Genomic DNA, 514 nt, shown 5'->3' with positions numbered 1-514 from the left:
TAGGATGTCCGATGCTGAAATCATGACTATTCTGATTCTTTCCATCATTCGAGGTATCGCGATTTTAAGTCCTTTTATCTTCAATATATTACGCAACAATGTCATTCGGATTTTCCTTCGTTGGTCTCTTACAATCGTTTTGTGGAATTACAAAGCAAGGTGGCATTCAAACTAATTTCATTTCTCAATATGTGTTGCCTGGGCGAATGCACCGGTATCTCATTCATTGATTCCACACCTTTACGCACCTGCCATATCAAGCGGGCACACGGGCATAAGACCATGAAAGGATGGCCCAAAAGGGCAAATGCAGTATGGGATGGTTCTATGGTTTCAAACTGCATATTGTGATTAACGACCGGGGTGAAATCATTCAATATCAAATCACACCGGGGAATACGGATGACCGTGCTCCACTTAAAGGCGGAACCTTCACGAAGAAACTATTCGGCAAACTTGTTGGCGACAGAGGATACATCTCACAAAGTCTTTTCGATAAGCTCTTCATTGACGA

The 514-nt window shown here is 42.4% G+C and carries 1 pseudogene; it reads left to right on the top strand.

Annotation, left to right across the window (positions count from 1 at the left end):
• Window positions 1–514 (top strand): annotated as a pseudogene (locus tag SJH88_RS19355) (IS982 family transposase); the annotation flags it as partial.

This window comes from Comamonas sp. GCA5 (assembly GCF_036541385.1).
GTDB lineage: Bacteria > Pseudomonadota > Gammaproteobacteria > Burkholderiales > Burkholderiaceae_C > Comamonas > Comamonas aquatica.
The sequence above is the reverse complement of the archived record's forward strand: the minus strand, read 5'-3'. Positions and strand labels throughout refer to the sequence as shown.